Here is a 24616-nt window from a genome sequence, read left to right as displayed (position 1 = left end):
TTCGCGAAAGCGCTATTATCTATTACTAGCTACTTTGGAACCTTCATTTTTCCAAGTATTAACAGAAGCTACTCGTGAATCTTGATAGTCTACCTCAGTTAGTTTATCACTTGACCAAAAGAACCAAGTACCTACTTTAGTTCCATTGTCATATTGAGCTTTGGCAGTTTTATCTCCATCACGGTTATAACTAATCCATTGTCCAGTAACCTGTCCTTCCTTAGTATAAAAACCTGTTTGACTAACTTCACCATTATCAAAATATAAAGTTGCCTTAACTAGGTCTCCTACTTCTACATATGTAGGCTTATTGTTTTTTTCTTGAGCTTGCATTGAAACAACCATTAAAAATGCAACTGCTATCATCATTATCTTTTTCATAATTTGGGATTTTAATTTTTCTATGATATAAATGTAACACAAAATTTACATAAAACAAACTTTTACATAACATTTTATTTACATTGAATTAACATTAGACTCATAAACCACTGATTTACAATGGATTAAATTTGTTTTAAATCACATTTTAATCTACATCTCTTTATTGTTCACAAGCTGCTAGTGTACTGCGAATACTATAAATTTGCATTATAGTTCAACGTAAAAAGTTATTATCTTTCGCTCGATATAACCTTTACATAACGCTTAATCTTTTTTTAATTAAGATTTTTGCCACCTTGGCTTTTCAGCTTACATTTTATGGAAAATATTTACATTTTTATGATTGCTGCGTTGGCAATTCTTGCAATTGCAGATTTGGTAGTCGGAGTGAGTAATGACGCAGTAAACTTTCTAAATTCTGCAATAGGATCTAAGGCAGTTACTTTTAAAACAGTGATGATTGTGGCTAGTGTGGGTATCGCTTTTGGCGCGCTCTCCTCTAGTGGTATGATGGAGGTTGCTAGGAAAGGGATTTTTGATCCTAGTCAGTTTTATTTTGATGAGATTATGATCATCTTCATGGCTGTCATGATTACAGATATTATATTGCTTGATATCTTCAACAGCCTTGGTATGCCTACCTCTACAACGGTCTCTATAGTATTTGAACTACTTGGAGCTTCTGTGGTTATGTCCATTATTAAAATATCAAACAATAGTGATTCTCTTGCCCAGATAGGTGAATATATAAATACAGATAAGGCAACGGAGATTATATTAGGTATACTACTCTCTGTTTTTATCGCCTTTACTATTGGAGCCATTATACAGTTTTTAACAAGATTCCTCTTGACTTTCAATTTTGAGAAAAAACCATCTTGGATTGCTGCTGTTTTTGGAGGTATTGCAGTTTCATCTATTTCATACTTTATAATTATTAAAGGATTAAAAGGAGCAAATATTTTACCACCTGAGTTTAGTAGCTGGGCAAATGATCATCTAATCCAATTCTTAGGAGCTAACTTTATTCTTTGGACCGTAGTCTCTTGGGTGTTTCATGCAATTCTTAAACAAAATATATACAAACTTGTTATCATCTTAGGAACCTTTGCGCTCGCAATGGCCTTTGCTGGTAATGACTTAGTAAACTTCATAGGCGTTCCTATGGCTGCCTATAATTCATTTATAGCTTGGTCTGGTTCTGGAATATTACCAAGTGCATTCAGCATGGAGCAGCTTGCCGAAAAAGTACCTACACAACCTATTTTACTTCTGGTTGCTGGTTTAATCATGGTTCTTACATTGTGGTTTAGTAAAAAAGCAAGACGCGTTGTAAAAACCTCTGTAGATTTATCACGTCAAGATGAGGTGAAAGAGCGATTTAAGCCTAACTGGGTTTCACAACACTTAGTACGTGGAGTTATCATTGCAAATAATGGTGTTAATAAAATACTCCCTGCAAAGCTGCGCCAAAGCATAAACAAGAGCTTTGAACCATCTACTGTAATCCACACAAAAGCATCAGAAGCACCCGCTTTTGATATGGTGAGAGCTGCAGTAAATCTTGTAATTGCGAGTGTTCTTATATCAGTAGCTACTGGACTTAAGCTTCCATTATCTACAACTTATGTTACTTTTATGGTTGCTATGGGTACTTCCCTAGCAGATCGTGCTTGGGGAGCAGAAAGCGCTGTTTATAGAGTTGCTGGTGTTCTTAATGTAATAAGCGGATGGTTCTTGACAGCATTTAGCGCATTTACGGCGGCAGGTATTCTAGCATACTTAATGTATCTAGGAGGGAATATTGCCATCATAGGCTTATTCTTCCTTGCTATTGCCATGCTGGTAAGAAATTATTTATCTACTAAAAAGAAAAATAAGGAAGCAAAAATTGAAGAAGATCTTCGTAAAGCAGAAAGTAAAACCATTTCTGGTATCATCGAAGAAAGCGCTGATAACATTGCAAAAACGATTATTCGTACTGACAAAATTTATACAGGAACTCTAAAGGGTCTTGCTAAAAATAAGGTAGGAAGCCTCAGAAAGAGCAGAGCCACTGTCGAAAAACTTAATGAAGAGATAGATGAGTTGCGCAATAATATTTTCTATTTCATTAAAAACCTAGAGGAAACAAGTGTACGAGGATCAAACTTCTACATAGAGATATTGGGATATCTTGAAGATATCACTCAATCGCTTGAGTACATAGCAAAAGTGAGTTACAAGCACGTTAACAATAATCACAAACCGCTACGTTTTAATCAAATTAGAGATTTACAAGAAATAGACAACAAGCTGTGTGACTTCTTACAAGAAACAGCTCAAGCTTTTAAAGACCGTAATTACAACAAAATAGAGAAGCTTTTAGGAAGAAAACAAGAGCTTTATGGTCACGTAACAGATAAGATTCAGAAGCAAGTAGAGCGCACACGATCTGAAGAGTCTAGTCCTAAAAATACCACCTTGTACTTTGGTCTATTATTAGAAACTAAAGATCTTATAGAAGAGATTATGAACTTACTTGAACTCTATAACACAGAGCACAAAAGATCAAAATAAAGTGTATCACACATGTATACCAAAATGCCAGAAACATTATTTGTTTCTGGCATTTTTTATTTGTGATGTAGATACGCTTTCGCGAAAGCGTAATCATAACCAGCAAAAGGCATTATCAATTGATTTAAGGCTTGTTTATTATTTAAGTAAGGCAATGTAGTCGGATAACACCTAAAAACGGCTCAAAGCGTTAAAGCTTACTAAAAACGTCTGTTAATCTTACTTAAGACAAAATGAAATAGCAGCAGTAATCCTTAATATTATCATCTAACCAAAAATTAATAGTATGGCAGATATAGTTAAGGACGAAAAAGATCCAACAGATGAGTATTTACTTCAAGATAATAAGAAGACACGCTTTGGCGCGACTTTTATAATTATAACATTAGTAATCCTAATCATTGCAGTGGTAGCTACTTACTTTGCGTTAGGATTATAATATATTTAAACGGAAATTCTAAGGTATAAATGCGATTGCTAAAAGGATACACACAATAATAATGATTGTAATTTTCATAATTATGATTTTGAGGATTTATACATAGCAAATATGCACCTCATTTATTAAAAATTAACGGGGTATTTACCCCTAATCCAATCGAAATCAAACCTTTTGAACAAGAATGCAAAACATAAAAAAGCCCGAATTCCATATGGAATTCGGGCTTTTTATTATCTATAACTTTTTCGCGAAAGCGAATATAAATTATCCTTTTAGTGAAGCAGAAAGGTACTCACGGTTCATACGTGCGATGTTTTCTAGAGATATTCCCTTAGGACACTCAACCTCACAAGCACCAGTGTTTGTACAGTTACCAAAACCTTCTTCATCCATTTGCTTTACCATGTTCAGAACACGAGTAGTTGCCTCTACTTCTCCTTGTGGAAGTAATGCAAACTGACTCACCTTTGCTCCTACAAATAGCATAGCACTAGAGTTTTTACAACTTGCAACACACGCACCACAACCGATACATGTAGCCGCCGCAAAAGCGTCGTCTGCATTTTCCTTTTCGATAGGAATCGAGTTTGCATCTTGTGTGTTACCAGAAGTATTTACAGAGATAAATCCTCCAGCATGCTGTATGCGGTCAAAAGAAGAACGATCTACCATAAGATCCTTTATAACAGGGAATCCCGCTGCTCTAAAAGGCTCTATAGTGATAGTATCACCATCCTTAAATTTACGCATGTGTAATTGGCAAGTAGTTACAAGTCTATCTGGACCATGCGCCTCACCGTTAATAAACATAGAACATGAACCACAAATTCCCTCACGACAATCGTGATCAAATGTTACAGGTTCATCTCCTTCGAGGATAAGCTTATTGTTAAGCATATCCATCATTTCTAAGAAAGACATATCTCCATCGATACCATCGATTGGGTACGTTACTATGCTTCCTTTAGCTGTGGCGTTTTTCTGGCGCCATACCTTTAGCGTTAGTTTCATCGTCTTCTTATTTATAGCTTCTTTGTTTTAACTCAATATTTTCAAACTCTAGTTCTTCTTTATGAAGAACAGCATCCTTAGGTGCTCCTTTATATTCCCAAGCAGATACAAATGTGAAGTTTTCATCATCACGAAGTGCTTCTCCTTTTTGTGGTCCATCTAGCTCAACAGACTCTTCTCTAAAGTGTCCACCGGCAGATTCGTTACGTGTTAATGCATCTTTTGCAAATAACTCACCTAGCTCTAAGAAATCTGCTACACGAAGTGCTTTTGCAAGTTCTTCGTTAAACTCATTCTGTCCTCCAGGTACACGTACTTCTTTATAGAAATCACTACGTAGTTCTGCAATCTCATCAATGGCGCTCTGTAGATCTGTCGCATTACGTGACATACCACATTTGTTCCACATAATCTTACCTAACTTCTTGTGGAAGTAGTCTACAGATTTTGTTCCATTGTTATTTACTAAAGCATCTACCTGCTTACGCACGTTTTGCTCTGCTTCTTCAAACTCTGGAGTATCTGTTGGTATAGGTCCTGTACGTATATCATGAGATAAGTAGTCACCTATTGTATATGGTAATACAAAATATCCATCTGCAAGACCTTGCATAAGAGCCGAAGCTCCTAAACGGTTTGCGCCGTGATCTGAGAAGTTTGCTTCTCCTATCGCATATAATCCCTCTACAGAAGTCTGTAAGTTATAATCTACCCATAATCCTCCCATTGTATAATGTACCGCTGGGTAAATCATCATAGGTGTTTTGTATGGATTCTGATCTACAATCTTTTCATACATCTGGAATAAGTTTCCGTATTTGTTACGTACCACTTCTGTTCCTAATGCCGTTACAACCGCTTTATCATTTGCATCTTTATGCTGTACATATGCTTGTTCCTTACCGTAACGCTCGATTGCGCTAGCAAAGTCTAAGTATACTGCTTCTCCAGTTTTGTTTACTCCAAAACCAGCATCACAACGCTCTTTTGCAGCTCTAGATGCTACATCACGTGGCACTAGGTTACCAAAGGCTGGGTAGCGACGCTCTAGATAGTAATCTCTCTCGTCCTCCTTAAGCTCTGTAGGCTTCTTCTTCCCTTCGCGTATTGCGATGGCATCTTCTTTTTTCTTAGGCACCCATATACGACCATCATTACGTAGTGACTCAGACATAAGCGTTAACTTAGACTGGTGATCACCAGAAACTGGTATACATGTAGGGTGTATCTGAGTATAACAAGGATTTGCAAAGTAAGCACCACGTTTGTGTGCTTTCCATGCTGCCGTTACGTTAGAACCCATTGCGTTTGTAGAAAGGTAAAATACGTTTCCGTAACCTCCAGTTCCTAACACAACTGCGTGTGCAGAGTGACGCTCTATTTCTCCTGTAACAAGGTTACGAGTAATGATACCACGAGCTTTACCATCTACCTTTACGACGTCTAGCATCTCGTGACGGTTATACATTTTTATTTTACCACGACCTATCTGACGGTTCATAGCAGAATATGCTCCTAGTAGTAATTGTTGTCCTGTTTGTCCTTTTGCATAAAAAGTACGACTTACAAGTACACCACCAAAAGAACGGTTATCTAGCAAACCACCATAATCACGTGCAAAAGGAACTCCTTGTGCTACACACTGATCAATAATGTTTGTAGAAACCTCAGCAAGACGATAAACGTTTGCTTCACGTGATCGGTAATCACCACCTTTTACCGTATCATAAAACAAACGGTAGGTAGAGTCACCATCACCTTGATAGTTCTTTGCTGCGTTAATACCTCCTTGTGCTGCAATAGAGTGCGCACGACGTGGAGAATCTTGAAAGCAAAAAGCTTTTACGTTATAGCCTAGTTCTGCAAGCGTTGCTGCTGCAGATCCTCCGGCAAGACCTGTACCTACTACAATCACATCAATAAGACGCTTGTTTGCAGGGTTTACAAGGTTAATTTCATTTTTATAGTTAGTCCACTTATCAGCTAGTGGTCCTTGGGGTATTTTAGAATCTAATGCCATAGCTTTATTTTTTAGTGAGGAATTTGATTAAAGTGCAGGTATACTGCAATAATTATAAATCCTACAGGTATTGTAATTGCCCAAACTTTAGCAAACTTTGAAAGTCCAGCAGAGTATTTATTATTAAATCCTACCGACTGGAATGTCGATGCAAATCCGTGCCATAAGTGAAGTGCTAGTAGCACAAAAGAAATCACATATAGTACTACACGTACAGGGCTTTCAAATTTGTGAACAGTCTCTGCATAATATCTTGTAGGATCTTCTGGATGCGTTTCTACATATTTATGAATCATTTCTGGAATCCAGAAGTCATAAAAGTGAAGCCCTAAGAAAGCAAGCACCACAAGTCCCGAAAGAATCATGTTACGAGATGTCCAAGGTGCGTTTGCACTTCCTTTGTACTGTGCATATCCTACTGGACGTGCTTTTCTGTTTTGCAATTCTAACACAAACCCCATCACGAAGTGAAAAACCACTCCGAATATAAGTACAGGCTGCAATCCATATTGTACTAACGGGTTAGACCCCATAAAATGCGACCACGCATTAAATGTATCTGGCGCAATAACCGCTGTACTGTTAATTACAAAGTGCTGTGTTAAAAAGACAACTAGAAAAAGACCTGATAGCGCCATGGCTACCTTTCGGCCAATCGAAGATTTTAATAATCCGCTCATTTAATTTTTGGTTTGGAATAATCTATACAAAAATACGGCGCAAACGTTGTTTTGGCAACTATACAAGGAAAGCATTGCTATTATTTAGAATGATTATAAGAAAAACAACAACTATGTTCAACACTAAAAGCTAGACATTGCAAAAACATCATTTTACGTTCAACATTTTCAATATTATTGAAAACTTTTAAGAGAGATTTATAAATTTTTACGCTTTCGCGAAAGCGTAAATTCAATCAAAAAGACCTATTTCAGTCAGATTTACTATGACATTATAAACTTATAAAAAGACGTTACATAACCAAGGATTACATCATCTCTTCGGTATTCAGTGTCTTTTTAAAACTAAAAACCCCGTACACTAGATACAGGGTTTTAAAAAATCTTGTCTAATTATATTATTTAATCTCTAAGGTAGTTCGCGCTGCATTACTATTACCTCCTCCACCATCAAGGGAAACTGTATAAACTCCTTTTGGGAGATAATATTTACCACTTTTGGCTTTCTGTATGTCTAATGAAGAGTTTGCCTTCTCAAGTATCTTCTTCCCTTTTTCTGCTATAGAAAGATCGTAATTAAACACATTAAGTCCCGCCGAAGGTAGTAATGCTACTCGTTGCACTTCTTTCCCCTCTGCATCCTTAATGACCATGGAAAATTTACCTGCGTTGCTTGTGTAGTAATTGATTGCAACATTTGGCTCGTTTGGTTCAGACCAGCTGCTCCAACTATTGCCCCATCTCCCGCTTGATCTTACACTAGCAATGTCAAATATTTGAGCATTTGCCCCTGTATTTACTTGCTGTATAGGTGCTAGATCTGCTCTGTATATGCTTCGGCCGTGCGTTCCTAGTAATAGGTGATTTGCTTTTTTCTGTATTTTCATATCGTGAACTGCTACTGCCGGTAGTGGCGCAGTGGTTTTATCTGATACCGCTTTCGCGAAAGCGTTATAACTCTCACCGCCATTCATGCTCACGTAAGCACCATTATCTGTACCTACGTAAATGATATTTTCTTTTACAGGATCTTCGATAATCACATTAACAGGAGACATAGGAATCCCTGCCGAAATATTCTTCCATGTCTGTCCGTAATTATCAGATACATAGATATATGTTGCAAAATCATCCCAGCGATATCCATTTAAGGTAGCATATACTCGCTCCTTCTTATGCTCTGAAGCCACGACACGTGATACCCACAAATCTTTAGGCAATGTATTACTTATCACTTGCCAATCACTACCGCCGTTCTTTGTAACCGAAATCTTACCGTCATCACTTCCTGTGTATATCAACCCAAATTGAAAAGGAGACTCTGAAACTGAAGTAAGAGTTCCATAAGCCACATTACCAGGCTTACCGCCATGTGTAAGGTCTGGGCTTATTGCAGTCCAGCTATCACCTTGATCCATAGATCTCATGAGTTTATTACCTCCTAGATATAAAATATCCTGGTTATGAGAACTTAGTAAAATAGGCGTTTGCCAATTAAAACGATATGGCTTCTCTCCTAGTGTATGCTTTATATCAAATCGCTTATTTTCTCCCGTCTCGCGATTAATCCTGAAGTAGTTACCAAACTGAAATCCTGTGTACACAATATTTGCATCACGACTATCTACTTGAACTTGCATACCGTCACCACCCATGATACTTTCCCAAGGATACTGCCCGCTTTGCAACCAGCCTCTACTTTCTTGTGCAGTACTAGGAGCTACCCACACACCATTATCTTGTAATCCTCCATATATATTATAAGGCTCCTCATTATCTACTTGAATAAAGTAAAACTGACCAACAGATGGATCATTTGCCTTTATCCAGCTAGCACCATCATCATATGAAATATTTATACCTCCATCGTTTCCATTAATAAGATGATTTTCATTTTTAGGATTAATCCACAGGGCGTGATGATCTGAGTGCACGTTAGGAGCATTGATACTTGTAAACGTCTTTCCGCCATCTTTAGACTTTACAATAGGCACACCGTAAATGTAAATATCTTGAGCATCTGATGGGTTTACATTAATCTCTCCAAAGTAATACCCGTAGCTGTAATACAAATCCTCTATATATCCCTCGTGGGTCTTACTCCAAGTTGCTCCACCATCATTAGATCTATACACCTCTGCTCCTACTACAGGTGTATCAAACATTTGTGTGTTTGCAGTTTCTAAGTACGTGGCAAGATCTACTGGTTGTACATCTCCTTGACGCACCATAGATTTCACATTTGCAGCACGATATTTTTCTTGAAAACCATTGCGCTTTAGGTAATCATCTAGTTTCTTGTCATCTAGTACTAATAATGCATCTTTAGACATTGTTTTAAAATCGTCTTTTTCTAACTTATTTGAAGATGATTTTTTTCCCTCACCCTCACGTCGAAATTGGCTATCATGCACAGCATACACTGTATTTTCATCGTATACTGCAATCCCTATTCTACCAACACCATCGCCAGATGGAAAATTAGTGAGCTGTTGCCACGTATCTCCACCATCTGTGCTCTTATAAATTCCAGATCCAGCGCCCGCTCCTTCAAAGTTCCACGCTTTGCGATCCTTTTGCCATGCCGAGGCATACATCAAATTAAAGTTAGCCGGATCATTATCTATATCTATAATTCCCGTTTTATTATCAATAAATAAGGTTTTCTTCCAGGTCTCACCACCATCCTTTGTTTTATAAATTCCTCGCTCTTCGTTTTCTGAATATAGATGACCTAGCGCTCCTACGACAACCTCATCTGGATTAGACGGATTTATTAAAATACGTCCAATGTGGTGACTATCTATAAGTCCCATATTTTGCCACGTTGCACCTTTATCTGTAGATTTTAATAATCCGATACCCGCATAACTAGATCTAGAGGCGTTATTCTCTCCAGTACCTACCCATATAGTTCCGCTTTTCCAGTCTACAGTAACTTCTCCTACATTTTGCGTAGGCGCATTATCCATTACCGGAGTAAAAGTAGTTCCGTTATTATTAGTGTACCATAAACCACCACTTGCATAGCCTGCATAAAACTCTGAAGGCATATCTGGATTTACTGCAATATCTACAATACGACCACTCATTACCGAAGGCCCTATGTTTTCAAAAGGTATGTTTTTTACAATACTATTACTAAGCGACTGCTCTTTTTGAAGCACTGCCTGTTCTTGTAATTGTATCGAGGTCGCTGGTTGTTGTGACTGCCCTTTAGTAAGTGCAAAAAGAACCGCACTTGAGGCAAGGAAATAACGTAATTTCATTTGGTTTGGATTTTATAAGGCAATGAAAATACGGAAAGGACTTATTTTAAGAAAACTTTTGGTTTTTGTTTAACACGTCATTACGAATAGTAGGCATTATTAAGGTAATAGATAGGAAGTATTGATAGCATGTTTTCGCGAAAGCGTATCCAAATTTGTACTTTTACAATAGTAGATTAATGAATAATAGATACACCGCAAAAGGTCACAATTATGAAATACGACTTAATAGATAATACCCTTTTTATAAAAAATCGCAAGAACTTTATGGCTCAAATGAAGCCTAAAAGTCTCGCTGTTTTTAATAGTAATGATACTTACCCAGTAAGCGCAGACTCCACCCTTCCTTTTGAGCAGCACCGTGATATTTTTTATTTAAGCGGCGTTGATCAAGAAGAGTCTATTCTTGTTCTATTTCCAGACTGTCCTAAAGAGCAATATCGCGAGATCCTTTTCTTAACAGAGACTAACGATCACATCGCAGTTTGGGAAGGAGAGAAACTCACAAAAGAAAAAGCACTAGCAACTTCTGGAGTTAAAACAGTTTTCTGGCTTCAAGACTTAGAAAAAGTTTTTGGAGAGCTTATGACGTATGCAGATACTGTATATGTAAACACTAATGAACACTATCGCCAGTCTGTAGCACTTGAGACAAGAGAAGATCGTTTTACAAAACGGTGGAAAGCAAAATACCCAGCACATAGTGTTGCAAAAAGTAACCCAATCTTACAGCGCTTACGTTCTGTAAAAGATCCTATCGAGCTAGATCTAATGCAGAAAGCTTGTGATATTACTAACAAAGGTTTCCGTCGCGTGCTTGGGTTTGTAAAACCTGGAGTTTGGGAGTATGAGATTGAAGCAGAGTACATGCACGAATTCTTACGCAATCGCTCTAAGAAGTTTGCGTACACACCAATCATAGCTTCTGGTAATAGTGCAAACGTGCTTCATTACATTGAAAATAAAAATCAGTGTAAAGATGGAGAACTTATATTAATGGATGTAGGTGCAGAGTATGCAAACTACTCGAGTGACATGACAAGGACAATCCCTGTAAACGGAAGGTTTACTGATAGACAAAAAGATGTTTACAATGCAGTGCTACGCGTAAAAGATGAGGCTACAAAAATGCTTGTACCTGGCACTATGTGGGAGCAATATCACGTAGAGGTAGGCAAACTAATGACTTCTGAGTTATTGGGTCTAGGCTTACTAGACAAGGTAGATGTACAGAATGAGAATCCAGACTGGCCTGCTTATAAGAAGTATTTCATGCACGGTACTTCTCACCACATTGGTCTTGATACTCATGATTACGGATTGCTACACGAACCTATGCAAGCTAACAATGTGTTTACTGTAGAGCCTGGAATATACATTCCTAAAGAAGGTTTTGGGATACGTCTAGAGGATGATCTGGTAATCCAAGAAAATGGAGCTCCAGTAAATCTTATGGGTGACATTCCTATCACCGTTGAGGAGATTGAAGATCTTATGAATAAGTAAAATAAGTACGCTTTCGCGAAAGCTACCAAACAACAAAAGCCCGTTTTCATAATGAAAACGGGCTTTTACAATCAAAGGAACTTCTTAGTTTGCTACGGGAAGAGAAAATACATAACGCTGCAAAAGCTCTAGAGCGCTACGCTTATCTTCTGTTGCGACTAGCAATGATATATTATGATCACTTCCTCCGTAAGAAATCATGCGCACTTGCACATCCTGGAGTACTTGGAATAACTTGTGTGTATCTGCATGGCGGTTTACCTCATTACCTACGAGACAGATAATAGTCTGATTTTTATCTACCACCACTTGTGCAAATTGTAACAACTCTGCTTGTATGGCATCAAGATGCGTAGTATCATCAATCGTGAGTGACACCGCAATTTCTGAAGTGGTAATCATATCTATAGATGTCTCATAGCGCTGGAAGATTGCAAACACTTTACTTAAAAATCCATGCGCTAGTAGCATCTTACTAGATTTTATTTTGAGCGCTGTAATTCCATCCTTAGCAGCAATTGCTTTTATCCCTTCCCCTTCAGATCTATGAGTAATCACTGTGCCAGGGGCATCTGGCTCCATCGTGTTTTTAAGTCTTAACGGTATACGATCCTCTCGTAATGGCTGCACTGTTTGCGGGTGCAAAATTTTGGCTCCAAAATAAGCCAACTCTGCCGCCTCATCATAAGAGAGTGCACCTATAGCTTTTGTTTTCTCAACTTCCCTAGGGTCGTTATTATGAAAGCCATCTATATCTGTCCAGATCTGCACCTCACTCGCTTGTATTGCAGCTCCTATTATAGTTGCTGTATAATCACTTCCTCCACGTTGCAAGTTTGAAATCTGACCGTAGTAATTGCGGCATATAAAACCTTGGGTGATATACACAACACTGTCATCAGTCTGCTCAATTACTCGACGTAAATTCTGTGCGATATAAAATTGATCCGGCTCATGTTCTTTATCAATTCGCATGAATTCTAGCGCAGGTAACAAAACAGCTTTAAGCCCTTCTTGCTCTAGGAAATGACAAAATATAAAAGTAGAAAGTAATTCTCCTTGCGCTACAATTGCCTCGGCTTTTTGATCACTAAAATCTTCTGATGAAAGTCGCTCTATCTCTGCAAAAATCTCATCTACATATCCTATTACAAGAGGTTTTAGCCTTTTATTTGTAATTAACTGCTCTACTACATCGTCATACTTAGACTGCAGGCTGCTGCGTAGCTCATTTGCCTCGGCAAGATTTGAAGCTCTTGCGGCATTTGCAATTTGGACTAAAGCATTTGTAGTACCAGACATTGCAGAAAGCACTACTATTTTAGGAGTTGTCGTATCAATAATATGTCTTACAGAGATCATATTTTCTGTAGATCCAACGGAGGTACCCCCAAATTTTAAAACTTGCATACGTGTTATTTTTAGGTAAAAGTATTTCAGAGTTAGATTACCACCACATAAATGAAGAAAATAGACTAATTTTGAACAAAATGTTAACTATATAACGATTTGAATACTATATCCGACTGCGTATCAGAGATTATCGCACAACAACCTTATCTAGAAGAGGCATTATCACAGAAGATTATTAACTATGCCGCTCTCGCTGAGAATCTTAATCCTCAGGTCTCACAATTACTTAAGAAGCCTGTAAAGGACGGGGCTATATTAATGGCGCTACGTCGTTATGCATCACCTACAGACACCCAGAAATCGCTACGCTTAAAGGAAGTACTTAGTACGCTAGGTGATATCACAGTACGTTCTAAGCTTATTGTGTTTACTTTTCAAAATTCTGGTACACTTATCCAGAATCACGCTCAAATATTGAGCACTATTGCTAAAAATACGCAGGTATTCTATACGTTTACACGTGGTATTCATGAAAGCACACTCATAAGCTCTTCAAGTGAGGAGGAGAACATTCGCAATCATTTTGAGACAGAAAGTATTCTTGGATTTCAAGGTAACTTATCTGCTATAAGCATAAGGCTTCCACAGGGTAACACTGCTGTTGCAGGTTTATACTACCAGATATTTAAGCGTTTGGCTTGGGAGGGTATTTCATTACAAGAGGTTATTTCGACCACTAATGAATTTATTATTCTCGTAGAAGACCATCTTGTTGATCGTGCGTTTTCTACTATTAAGAAGTTACAGTCTTAGATGGTACGCTTTCGCGAAAGCGTAATAGCACTCACCACTATATAAGTGACCACAGCAGGTAATAACCAGCCTAAACTTACGGTACCTAACGGAATCATTTCTTGTAACACTTTCATCTGATCGCCAAAACCTACAGAGGCCCAAAAGTCTGGTGCGCTAAAAAGTATGGTAGCAATTACTACTGCTCTAAATACAACTGGTGCCGTCCACCTTCTAGGCATTGCGTTAAGTAATATTAACACGATAGTGATAGGGTAAATAAACATAAGTGCTGGTACAGCAACTATAATGATAGAATTTACATCTAGTTGCCCCATTACAACACCAAGTATGGCTCCTAGAATTGCTGTGATTGTATAAGCTACTTGCGAGTTTCCTAGGATTCCTTTGACAAAATCTGCAGTTCCTGTTACGATTCCTACGGCTGTAGTAAAACAAGCTAAACTTACTAAAACAGCAAGTACCTTTGTGCCTATCACCCCTAAGGTATCTGTACTGAGAAGGTTGAGAAGTGCCGTACGATCTGTCATCTCTATACCGCCACTTCTTAGAGCACCTAGATAGATAAGTCCTCCATATATTAATAATAATCCTATACCTGCGATGATGCCCGCTCTAGTTAATAAACGTTGTTTTGCTCTACTAGAACCCTTTTTAAAACCAAGAGAAATCACAATGACTCCTCCTACAACCACTCCACCTATGGCGTCAAAAGTTTGATAACCTTCTAAAATCCCACTAGTGAGCGTACTATCAAAAATAGATGTACGCATAGGTTCATACTCTCCAAATATCCCAATACCAATCACCAATGCCAGAATAATGAGAATAGCAGGTGTAAGATACTTACCCACAAGATCCATCATCTTAGATCTATTAAGCACAAATAATAAGACTAGCCCGAAGTATATCGTACTCCACAGCCAACTAGAAATATCAAAATATGGAGCTATTGCCATCTCATAGGTCACAGAAGCTGTACGTGGGCCTGGTAGTGCAATAGAAATAGCATAGACTACAATTGCATATAAGAGCGCAAAGAGTGGTGAGACTTTATTTGCAAAATCAATCAACGTTCCTTGCAATCTTGCGTGGCCATAAATTGCAAGAATAGGTACTACCACTGCAGAAATAAGAAAACCTGCCAGCACAAATAACCAAGAGCTCCCAGCATTATAACCTAGAAAGGATGGCAAGATTAAGTTCCCTGCACCAAAAAAAAGTGAAAATAAAGCAAAGGCTGTGATGAAGGTTTGTTTGGTCATTCTCATAGGTTGCGTGATATTTGCCCACCAATATAGAACTAATGACTATTAACCACAAAGGTGCTTCCATATTTTATACAGATCAAGGAAAAGGATCACCCGTAGTCTTACTACACGGATTCTTAGAAAATCACCAGATGTGGGACCATTTCCTTAGTGTTTTGTGTGAGCAACACCGCATTATCTGCATTGATTTATTAGGCCACGGATTTTCGGAGTCGGTGGGTTACGTGCATAGCATGGAAGAAATGGCTGCAGCAGTTGCTGCCGTTACAAGTCAATTAGAGCTTAAAGACATTTCGATAATAGGACACTCTATGGGAGGTTATGTGGGTATCGCTTTCGCGAAAGCGTATCCAGAATTTGTATCAAAATTATGTCTTCTTAACTCCACTCCAGAACCTGATGACGACGCTAGAAAAAAATTGAGATCACGGGCAAATGTGATGGCAAAAAAACAATATGAACAACTTGTTAGAATGTCATTTGTAAATCTTTTTGACAAAAAAGCAAGTACAAATCATACGGCAGAAATAAACAATGCACTTGCACAAGCACTCAACACACCTGTGCAAGGATATATCGCTGCAAATTCTGGAATGAAAGATAGACCAGACAGTTCGGAGTTTTGGAAAACAACCTCTATAACCACTGGAATGATTTTAGGAAAGTCTGATTTGCTCATTGATGCTGAAATTCACGAGCAAAGCTATAAAGAGGACACAAATTTCTTTGTTATTATCGATAGTGGGCACATGTCACATATTACTAATGCTGCAGAGACTATTAATAATATACTTGACTTTCTATCTGCCTCGTCTAGCACTTGACAAGTTAGTTATCAAGATGATTAGGCAATCTTCTCGCATGAGGAAGCACTAATTAAGGGGGAATAGATATTTTGATGGCTGAGGTTAAATGTTAAAATTTTAAGTATTTAATCGGTAAATTTGTGTATTTCATAGATTAATTCTTAATTTGTGTATCCCAAATCAACCCCTATAATGAAAACAATTGACCTCAACTCAAAAAAACAAAACATCAACCCACTCACTACTGTAGGCTGTAAATTATTTGGACATAAGTATAGAATCATAAAGCGTTACGAGTCTAATCTAAAGGAATTTGAATGCTCACAGTGTAAAAAACAATACACGCTAGATGGCTATGGTCATTACACACCATTGACACCTAAGTTACGTCGTATTAATGAGGTATATGAAGAGTTTTACATGCGTAAACTTGCTCGCACCTCTTAGTCTTCTTTTTGAAGAGCATTCCATCCACGGGCAACTAGAGGTATTTTAGTATCTGCTCGTGTGATGAGGTGTATGCCTTCTTTTTCTTCTGTCATGTGACCTATGATAGAAAAATTAGGATTTGCTTTTATTTTTGGAAAGTCGTCTTGACTAATAGTAAATAGCAACTCGTAATCTTCTCCTCCACTTAATGCGATGGTAGTACTATCAAGTTCAAACTCCTCACAACTACTTATAACTTGAGGATCTAAAGGAATTTTATCTTCATAAAGATTACATCCTACACCAGAGTTTTTACAAATATGCAGTACTTCAGATGAGAGACCATCGCTTATATCAATCATTGACGTAGGCTGTACTTCTAAAGATTCTAGAATCCCTCTTACATCTTTACGAGCCTCTGGTTTTAGTTGGCGCTCAATCAAATAACTATATTGCTCAAGATCTGGCTGGTTATTAGGATTTACCTTAAAAACTGCCTTTTCTCTCTCTAGTATCTGTAACCCCATATAAGCTGCCCCTATATCTCCAGTCACTACTAGTAGATCTCCAACTTTGGCAGTAGATCTCTTTGCAATTTTCTTAGGTGCTGCGTGGCCTATTGCCGTAACACTTATTACTAAACCTACGTTAGACGAGGTAGTATCTCCACCTATAAGATCTACTTTATAGTTAGTACACGCAGTTTGAATCCCTGCATATAATTCTTCAAGTGCCTCTAGTGGAAAACGATTTGAAACCGCGATTGAAACTGTAATCTGAGTCGCCTCTGCATTCATAGCATACACGTCAGATAGATTTGCCATCACTGCCTTATAACCTAAATGTTTTAATGGCACGTAACTTAAATCAAAATGTACACCCTCTACAAGAAGGTCTGTAGTAACAATAACCTGGCTTTTAGGAAATTTCAACACTGCAGCATCATCACCTACACTTACTACCGTGCTTTTATGATGGATTTTAAAGTGCTTTGTTAAGTGATCAATAAGACCAAATTCTCCTAATTCTGAAAGCGAAGTGCGCTCTTGATTTTTATCTTCTAACATAGCTGCAAAGATACTTAAACATCTTCTTTTATCACTTTCAAAATAGGACAGCTAGTATTACAAAATATAGAAACACTTATTCCAATTTCATCTAGAAGTGAAATTAAATATTTTCTTGATTATTTAATTTTAAGGGAGAAAAGAGGTGAAAAACTAGGATATCACAGATAAAACAGCCATGTTTTCATAAAGTATTCTTAAAAGCCAGCAATTGCGTAGGTTAGTTAGAATTGTTTAAGTAATTTAACCTAAAATTAAACAATTTCCTATGGACCTCTTACAACAAGCAGAAGTATATGAAAATAGAACGATGAGTCATATGTCTACTAGTGATCGAGTAGCAGCATCACGCGAAGGCAAAAAATTGATTCTTGCTATTAATGAAATATACAAGAAAACAAAAGACAGTAAACTTATGGACGTTATGAAACGTCTTACTGTAAAAAAGAAGAAAATCGAAAAACGTATTAAGGGCAGACTAGCTGCATAATATGTTAACTATATAATTATTTCCAAGAGCGCTTTACGGCGCTCTTTTTTGTTGGAAAATCACTTGGCACTTCTTGTGTTACTTTCCCCGTAGCTGCCCACTCTGCTCCTCGCTGAAAGGTCGTAATAAAGCCGACACTCTCCATAGAAATATCCATATGTCCTAAGGCAGTATGGAATACACGTCCCTTTCCATAATCTATAGCCATTAGTAAAGGCTCTCCTCTACCTGAACCTTTATTTTCTGGAGCCCAAGGTTGTGCGTTTCCCTCTATGTCTGAATATGCGTAGTATAACACATTTACATTTTCGGCAGGGCCGCGTAAACGATCGTAGAGCTCATCTTTAGTATGCATCCATTGTTTAGGCAATCCTCTTGTGATAGGATGTAATGTATCCCAAGCTGTAAGAACAAATTCTTTTTCTGGACCGTGTGAAGATTCCTCACCATTACTTGGTTCAATCTTAAGTTGTTCTTCTTCGTTAATGTACATCTGATTAAGTCCATCGTGTGGGCGATTTCCCCAGCCACCTACACCTATCATCTTATTGAAAGCCGGCCAGTCTCCCCAAGAATTATTGGCTCCATGCACAACCACAAGACCTCCACCATTCTTCATATAAGATTCAAAATCTTCTTTTGTATCCTCAGGCCAATTTGCAGTTTTGTCACCAAAGTTTGATAAAATCACATCATATGTATCAAATTCGGGCTTAAAAGAAGCATCGGCAATGATGCTATCTTTTACTTCATGTATTCGTGCATCATCTACTCTATACTTTTCGACCAATTGTGTGATACTATCGTGATTGAGTCCGTCTACAATACCGTGATGTGGACCTTGATACGTATAAGCGGTTCTATAAATATCAACCTGAAAAAGACCTGTTTCTTCTAGATATGATTTCATCATCATTGTTGTCTTGGGCCATACTCCATGGTTGTTTTGACCGTCTACAATGAGTGCTCTAAGTTGCTTAACTGGTTCATCTATCACCTGCTTCTTATCTTCAGCCTGATTGCAACTAGTAATAAATAGTATACAGAAACTTATTTTGAGTAAAATTTTGACACGCATAATATCTTATTTAGATTCCTAAAAATACTTACAAAATAATTAAGTGGATAAGCACGCTTTCGCGAAAGCGTACTTTTAAAATAAAAACATCTTTCCTATGGCACCTATGAGCACAATAATAAGGACGTAATATGCTACTTGATCTGCCCATTTATTCTTACTAGCAAAACGAGCAGTAAGAAATCCTCCTGTAGTCTGTCCTATTGCCATAATGCCTCCCAGTTTCCAATCAATGAGCCCTTGGTAGTGAAAAATTGCAATTACAAAGAGCGTATAAAGTCCTATTACAAAACTTTTGAGCGCATTACTTTCTATGATGTTAAAGCGCATTCCTAACACCATGATTATAAGGAAAAACACGCCCATACCCATCTGGATAAATCCTCCATAGAACCCAAGTGCAAAAAGCAATGGGATATAAATGTACCATTTAGGTTTAAACGTAAGATCTGTTTCTCTGAGCCAGCGCTTAGGCTTCACCAATACAGCTAGCAGCATGAACACCATCATAAATTTAAACACTGCTCTAAACTGCTCATTACTTACATTTATGGCAAGAATAGCTCCCGCAATAGCACCTATGAAAATAGGAATGATATATTTTTTATTCTTTGCGATATCAAGTCTCCCATTCTTGTAAAAAACCCACGAGGTTGCCGAACATTGGGTAAAAATCCCAATACGGTTAGTTCCATTTGCAATATTGCCTGACAGCCCAAGCACCTCCGTAAGAATCGTTAAGGTAATGGCGCTTCCATTTCCTGCGAGGGTATTGATCCCCCCAGCGATAAGACCTCCTATTATAGCAATAATATATGTTTGTACTTCTGTCACAATATTAAAATTCAAGTGTGATTCCTCCAAAAACAGTGAGTCCCGGTGCAGGCTCATAAAACTTTCCTCCAAAGGCATTAATGCGCACATTATCCGTGTATTTTTGATCTAGCACATTATTTACCCCAATGTAAGGCTTTAACCTGACCTCTCTAAATAATGTCTCGTAGCTTGCTCTCACATTAACAAGCTCATATCCATCTATAGTAGTCTCGTTGCTATCTTGAGCAAATTGCTCTCCTATAAAGTTTGTGCTCACGCTCGCGTTAAAACCATTGCTCCCTGCATATTGTAATCCTACACTAGACATATGCTTTGCAATTCCCGGCAAGAAATTACCGTCAAAATCTCCGTTTGGCGTTTCAAATTCATCGTAAGTGAAATCTGAGTAGGTGTAAGAACCCGTAGCGTTTAGCCAACCGTTTCCTAAGGGTAATGCTCTGTATGAAGCCTCAACCTCAACACCATGACGCTTAGTTTTTCCTGCATTTCTAAAAAACTCACGATCTGGAAATTGCGCCAACTCAAAAGGCACTAAATCATCTTTTGTGTTTATCAAAAACGCAGCGAGTTGATATTGCAACTTACTTGCAATAGTCCCTTTTAAACCCACTTCAAAGCTAGCTGCCTTTTGAGCTTTTAGATTTTCATTAAATCCTATAGAACCATCAGGATTTGATGATAATTCTGATAATGATGGTGTCTCAAAACTTGTTGCGACATTCATGTATGCAGATAACGCTTTCGCGAAAGCGTAACTAACACCAACACTAGGGTTAAAAGAATTTAATGTAAGACTTCCAGAATCATCCCCATTATCCAGTAAATCATCATCTGCCGAAAGTTTGTTGTAATCAAACCTCGCTCCGGCTGTAATCAATAATTTACCTAGCGAAAGGTGGTCTGTAACGTAAATACCTAGGTTAGTAAATTTCTCGCGCTGTCCTAGCGTTTGACCTCCCTCTTCTCCATCAAGGTTTCTAAACCTGTTTCTGCGATCATTTTGATAAGCAAAGTCGTATCCTGCGCGTATGGTATTCTTATTTTTCTTGTAAGTAATACTCGTTCCTTGCCCTAAGTAATTGCGTGATAAGTCTACAATACCACCAAATTCAAATGGCAACAGCCCATTAAACTGTCGGTTGCTATAAAAAGCATAGGCATTTACGGTGGTATTCTCATTCTTATTCCACGCTAGGCTGGTTCCTACTTTAAACTGCTCTATAGCCTCACCAGTTTTAAACTGCACATTTCTATCTCTTGCCTGTCTTCTATTAGCGTTAACTTCCTCCAGCGTCAATCCGCCAGGGTCATCTGCCTGTGGTGAGTCTGCATAATTAAGAATAGCCGTTAGAGAAGTATTCTCGCCTATTTTAAATTGCCCTTTAAAATTGGTGTTTATTTGCTCAAAACCACTTTGATCTCTGTAACCATCGCTAGTCGCATAATTACCGTGGAAGGTATAGTTTGTATTTGCATCTCCTATGGTAGCCGTGGCTTGATAATTTTGAAATCCAAAAGCACCTATTCCAGCTTTTACTGAGGTGCTATTTCCCGCCAGGGTGTCAAAAGATTTTGTAGCAATATCAATTACACCACCAGATGCATTCCCATAAAGGCTAGCACTTGCACCTTTTGTAATCTCAATACGATCAATAATCCCAAGGTTAATATTATCTAGTTGTCCTTGCCCATCTGGAGTAGTCTCAGGAATCCCATCTACAATAAGTTTTATACCTCGTATCCCAAAACTAGACCGTGCTCCAAAACCACGAATGGATATTCGCAAGTCCTGAGCAAAGTTGTTTGCATTTTGAGTAAACACACCTGGCACTTGCTGCACATACTCTTGTAAGGATAATTGCTGTCTAGTAGCATCTTCCTTGCTCGTGGTAATCACCGAAACGGCTGCCGGTATCTGCTGTACATAACTCTTAATTCTCGATGAGGAAATTATAATTGTATCAATAGTCTGATTAGGTATAGATCCCGTCTGACTATAGGCACCATAAAAGAATGCAATCGAACAGATAAAAGAGGTGATAATATTTTTCAAGGGTGGCAATTTTTGGCGAAAAGTACTGCCTATAAGAAGAAACTCAAAATAAAGCTACATTTACTTATGTAAACATGTTCATGATATGAAACGATTATTACAACTTAAAAAATGGATTTATAAGCAATTAAATGCAATAACTCCTGGTGCTATTGCCACTAGAGGTGCCGCAAGAGGACTTTTTACAGGGACCTCCATTATCTTTTTGATTTTTGCGATCCACGCTATACAAACGATGGGGGACACTACACTCATACTATTACAGCTCGCTATTCTTATAGGGATTGTACTATCTGTATACTTAGGACTATGGGTGCTTAAAAAGCTCACTCGCATTCCTAAAATTCTCCAGCTAGCACTACTGATCACTACACCACTCCTTCTGCTATCATTATCAGAAGAACTTGTTTACTGGTTATGGGCTGTGATTACACTTGCAACCGCAGGAGCTGCTATTGCTGTCCTTACTAGCAAAGGATTTAGACAGAAGACTATTATAAAAAAAATAATAACACTTCTGGGAGGAGTACTCGCAATTACTGGATGTACGCTCGCGATTTTGGGACTCGCGCCTGACGGATTTGACATGAAACCAATAGCAAATGCGGCTGCACTAAGTTCAAATAATATTGCACCAATTGAAGCTCCCTCTCCATCTTTAAATGGCAATTATAAAGTACAGACATTAACGTACGGTAGCGGTACCGACAAACACAGACCTGAATATGGAGAAGACGCCACTATGATCACAAATACTATAGATGGAGTACCGTTTTTAGATGATTGGGAAGGAATGAGCGGATGGTATAGAGAACGTTTTTGGGGATTTGACGCTAGAAAACTCCCTGTTAATGGTCGGGTGTGGTATCCAGAGGGAGAAGGCCCATTCCCGCTTGCATTAATTGTTCACGGTAATCACTCCATGCACGACTTCTCAGACAAAGGGTATGCGTATCTAGGAGAATTAATGGCATCAAGAGGATTCATTTTTGCATCTGTAGATCAAAATTTCATCAATAGCAGTTGGTCAGATATTCCTCAAGGTCTTGACGAAGAAAATGATGCTCGCGGCTGGATACTTCTAGAACATCTAAAAGCATGGCATGAGTGGAATAAAGATTTAGAAAGTAAGTTTTATAAAAAAGTTGACACCATGCAGATAGCATTACTAGGTCACTCTCGAGGTGGTGAGGCCGTTGCTCACGCCGCCTTACTAAACAAGCTTACACATTACCCTGATGATGCAACCATCGCTATGGATTACAACTATAATATCAACACTATCATTGCGATTGCTCCTGTAGACGGACAGTACGAACCTGGGAATACCCGCACATCACTCAAGGACATCAACTATTTTGTGATGCACGGCGCTCAAGATGGTGATGTAAGTTCTTATGCAGGATCCAAGCAATATGAACGCATCACATTTTCTGACAGTACAGATTACATAAAAAGCGGACTTTATATACACGGAGCAAATCACGGACAATTTAATACTAGCTGGGGAGCTAATGATGCAGGGCTTGCTGTAACGCAGTTTTTAAATAACAAGCAATTGCTTCCCAAAAAAGATCAAGAAGAAATCGCCAAAGTCTATATAAGTGCCTTTCTTGAGACAACACTCAAAAGTCGTAAGGAATATTTACCACTATTTATAGATGCTCGCAAAGGGAAAGAATGGCTTCCAGAGACCGTCTACCTTAACCAATATGAAGATAGTTCCTTTGAAGCTATCGCAACTTATGATGAAGATTTTGATGTCTTGACTACGGTAGATACTACCACAACTATAACAACGCAACATCTAAGCGTCTGGAGAGAACAAGAAATAGCACTAAAATGGGGAGAGAAAGGTAGTCGCGCGGCATATGTAGGTTGGCACTATGGTGATATTGAAGAAGGAACAACACTTCCCGATAGCATCGTTGCTAGTTATTCATTTGTTTTCAAAAAACCGCTCAGCACCATAGACAGTAGCAAGGTATTTACATTTTCACTAGCAGAATCCACTGAAAATACAAATCCAAAATCTGGTGGAAAATGGATAAACGATGAAAACAACAATTCAAACAATGAGCCATTACCGACTAACAATATCGCTAACAACAGTGAGGAACCTACCGAAGATAGTATAAATGATAGTGAAGGCACAGAGTTCCCAGAAGAACCTATTGACTTTACAATCACCATAGAGGACGCCACTGGAAACACCGCTTCTATGTGTTTAAGTGACTTCTCTGCATTACAAAAGGAAATAGGTGTGCGAGTTTGGAAGTCTCAATTTATCAATGAGGAAACCCTTTCAGAAAATGTATTCCAGACCTATTATTTCCCACTAGCGGACTTCCAAGATCGCAACAAGGCTCTTGATGTAAAAGAAATTGTGACTATCTCGTTCGTTTTTGACAAAACTTCAGAAGGTGTAGTTGTTTTGGACAATGTTGGTTTTATGAAACGATTGTGATGTAGGTACGCTTTCGCGAAAGCGTATAAAAAACAGTATAAACACAAAAAAGAAAGACCCGCTATCACAGCAGATCTTTCC

At 38.2% G+C, this 24616-nt stretch carries 19 protein-coding genes; 8 read left to right on the top strand and 11 right to left on the bottom strand.

Going from position 1 to position 24616, the window contains the following annotated elements; all coding sequences use genetic code 11:
• Window positions 1-15: 15 nt before the first annotated feature.
• Entirely contained in the window at window positions 16-381 is a 366-nt protein-coding gene (locus ACJJVU_RS03535; protein WP_041295652.1) for a toxin-antitoxin system YwqK family antitoxin, read from the bottom strand.
• 321 nt (window positions 382-702) lie between these two features.
• On the opposite strand from ACJJVU_RS03535, the gene ACJJVU_RS03530 reads away from it, so the two are divergent.
• Together ACJJVU_RS03530 and ACJJVU_RS03525 are read left to right on the top strand one after the other, a co-directional pair.
• Window positions 703-2943: an inorganic phosphate transporter gene (locus tag ACJJVU_RS03530; protein ID WP_405222343.1), complete on the top strand. Its 2241-nt coding sequence runs from the start codon at window positions 703-705 to the stop codon at window positions 2941-2943.
• A gap of 286 nt (window positions 2944-3229) precedes the next feature.
• Window positions 3230-3382, top strand: a complete 153-nt coding sequence (locus tag ACJJVU_RS03525; RefSeq protein WP_013751007.1) for a hypothetical protein — start codon at window positions 3230-3232, stop codon at window positions 3380-3382.
• A 267-nt stretch (window positions 3383-3649) separates the two neighbouring features.
• Here ACJJVU_RS03525 and ACJJVU_RS03520 read toward each other — a convergent pair whose 3' ends face one another.
• From ACJJVU_RS03520 to ACJJVU_RS03505, 4 genes are all read right to left on the bottom strand, one after another.
• On the bottom strand, window positions 3650-4396 hold the full coding sequence (locus ACJJVU_RS03520; RefSeq protein WP_108877159.1) for a succinate dehydrogenase/fumarate reductase iron-sulfur subunit: 747 nt from the start codon (window positions 4394-4396) through the stop codon (window positions 3650-3652).
• Between the two features lie 7 nt (window positions 4397-4403).
• The gene (locus ACJJVU_RS03515) at window positions 4404-6416 is read right to left on the bottom strand and encodes a fumarate reductase/succinate dehydrogenase flavoprotein subunit (protein ID WP_405222339.1); all 2013 of its coding nucleotides are present in this window, start codon (window positions 6414-6416) and stop codon (window positions 4404-4406) included.
• A gap of 11 nt (window positions 6417-6427) precedes the next feature.
• Entirely contained in the window at window positions 6428-7096 is a 669-nt protein-coding gene (locus tag ACJJVU_RS03510; RefSeq protein WP_108877161.1) for a succinate dehydrogenase cytochrome b subunit, read from the bottom strand.
• Between the two features lie 398 nt (window positions 7097-7494).
• Window positions 7495-10365, bottom strand: coding sequence for a WD40/YVTN/BNR-like repeat-containing protein (locus ACJJVU_RS03505; protein WP_405222336.1), 2871 nt, complete (start codon window positions 10363-10365; stop codon window positions 7495-7497).
• A gap of 213 nt (window positions 10366-10578) precedes the next feature.
• Here ACJJVU_RS03505 and ACJJVU_RS03500 point away from each other — a divergent pair, with 213 nt between their 5' ends.
• On the top strand, window positions 10579-11871 hold the full coding sequence (locus ACJJVU_RS03500; protein WP_405222333.1) for an aminopeptidase P family protein: 1293 nt from the start codon (window positions 10579-10581) through the stop codon (window positions 11869-11871).
• Between the two features lie 84 nt (window positions 11872-11955).
• Here the strand turns inward: ACJJVU_RS03500 and ACJJVU_RS03495 are convergent, their stop codons facing one another.
• Window positions 11956-13281 (bottom strand): aspartate kinase, encoded by a 1326-nt coding sequence (locus ACJJVU_RS03495; RefSeq protein WP_405222330.1) that lies wholly within the window; start codon window positions 13279-13281, stop codon window positions 11956-11958.
• Window positions 13282-13380: 99 nt separating this feature from the next.
• On the opposite strand from ACJJVU_RS03495, the gene ACJJVU_RS03490 reads away from it, so the two are divergent.
• Window positions 13381-14037, top strand: a complete 657-nt coding sequence (locus ACJJVU_RS03490; RefSeq protein WP_298329493.1) for a hypothetical protein — start codon at window positions 13381-13383, stop codon at window positions 14035-14037.
• On the opposite strand, the gene brnQ is transcribed toward ACJJVU_RS03490, so the two are convergent.
• Window positions 14034-15308, bottom strand: a complete 1275-nt coding sequence (gene brnQ / locus ACJJVU_RS03485) for a branched-chain amino acid transport system II carrier protein (protein WP_405222327.1) — start codon at window positions 15306-15308, stop codon at window positions 14034-14036. The genes ACJJVU_RS03490 and brnQ overlap by 4 nt on opposite strands.
• Before the next feature lie 35 nt (window positions 15309-15343).
• Here brnQ and ACJJVU_RS03480 point away from each other — a divergent pair, with 35 nt between their 5' ends.
• Complete coding sequence (locus ACJJVU_RS03480; protein ID WP_405222324.1) at window positions 15344-16132, top strand: alpha/beta fold hydrolase; 789 nt, start codon at window positions 15344-15346, stop codon at window positions 16130-16132.
• 174 nt (window positions 16133-16306) lie between these two features.
• Window positions 16307-16561 carry a hypothetical protein gene (locus ACJJVU_RS03475; protein WP_298329502.1) on the top strand — a complete coding sequence of 85 codons (255 nt, stop codon included), beginning with the start codon at window positions 16307-16309 and terminating at the stop codon, window positions 16559-16561.
• Here the strand turns inward: ACJJVU_RS03475 and thiL are convergent.
• Window positions 16558-17610: a thiamine-phosphate kinase gene (gene thiL / locus ACJJVU_RS03470; RefSeq protein WP_405222320.1), complete on the bottom strand. Its 1053-nt coding sequence runs from the start codon at window positions 17608-17610 to the stop codon at window positions 16558-16560. The two genes, ACJJVU_RS03475 and thiL, sit on opposite strands and share 4 nt — an antisense overlap.
• A 268-nt stretch (window positions 17611-17878) precedes the next feature.
• Here thiL and ACJJVU_RS03465 point away from each other — a divergent pair, with 268 nt between their 5' ends.
• Entirely contained in the window at window positions 17879-18100 is a 222-nt protein-coding gene (locus ACJJVU_RS03465; RefSeq protein ID WP_013750994.1) for a hypothetical protein, read from the top strand.
• A 16-nt stretch (window positions 18101-18116) separates the two neighbouring features.
• On the opposite strand, the gene ACJJVU_RS03460 is transcribed toward ACJJVU_RS03465, so the two are convergent.
• From ACJJVU_RS03460 to ACJJVU_RS03450, 3 genes are all read right to left on the bottom strand, one after another.
• Entirely contained in the window at window positions 18117-19178 is a 1062-nt protein-coding gene (locus ACJJVU_RS03460) for a ThuA domain-containing protein (RefSeq protein ID WP_405222317.1), read from the bottom strand.
• Window positions 19179-19253: 75 nt separating this feature from the next.
• On the bottom strand, window positions 19254-20012 hold the full coding sequence (locus tag ACJJVU_RS03455) for a sulfite exporter TauE/SafE family protein (RefSeq protein WP_405222315.1): 759 nt from the start codon (window positions 20010-20012) through the stop codon (window positions 19254-19256).
• A 4-nt stretch (window positions 20013-20016) separates the two neighbouring features.
• Entirely contained in the window at window positions 20017-22068 is a 2052-nt protein-coding gene (locus ACJJVU_RS03450) for a TonB-dependent receptor family protein (protein WP_405222313.1), read from the bottom strand.
• Window positions 22069-22153: 85 nt separating this feature from the next.
• Here ACJJVU_RS03450 and ACJJVU_RS03445 point away from each other — a divergent pair, with 85 nt between their 5' ends.
• Window positions 22154-24535, top strand: coding sequence for an alpha/beta hydrolase family protein (locus tag ACJJVU_RS03445; protein WP_405222311.1), 2382 nt, complete (start codon window positions 22154-22156; stop codon window positions 24533-24535).
• Window positions 24536-24616: the final 81 nt, after the last annotated feature.

It is taken from the genome of Dokdonia sp. Asnod1-B02, from assembly GCF_045063955.1.
GTDB lineage: Bacteria > Bacteroidota > Bacteroidia > Flavobacteriales > Flavobacteriaceae > Dokdonia.
This window is presented reverse-complemented; position numbering and strand designations above follow the sequence as displayed.